Below are 295 nucleotides of genomic sequence, written 5' to 3' on the forward strand. Positions count from 1 at the left end.
GCAACAGCGATGGCGAACCTGGCGTCAAGACGATCTGGAAGGGGCTCGATCAAGTGCACGCCTCGGCGGAGACCTTACGTGCATTACGCGACGGGCTGGGGTGACTGACTTATGTATAAGGGCATGCCTTTGACCATAATGTTGCGGCCGCCGAATTCGTCCTTGAGGCGCGCGTTGGTCCGTTCGGCTACAGTGCGCTCACGGTAGCGAACTTCATCGGCAGGCTCGAAGTGCTCCTTCTCGCCCCCACGCGGGTTGTGGTCGATCAGGGGGACATGTCCCAGTTCGCGGCAGT

At 60.7% G+C, this 295-nt stretch carries 1 pseudogene; it reads right to left on the minus strand.

Annotated elements, in window-relative coordinates:
• Positions 1–125: 125 nt before the first annotated feature.
• Positions 126–295, minus strand: a pseudogene (locus tag F2P44_RS34750) (IS5/IS1182 family transposase); the annotation flags it as partial.

Origin of the sequence: Massilia frigida, assembly GCF_011682175.1 — a bacterium.
GTDB lineage: Bacteria > Pseudomonadota > Gammaproteobacteria > Burkholderiales > Burkholderiaceae_D > Telluria_A > Telluria_A frigida.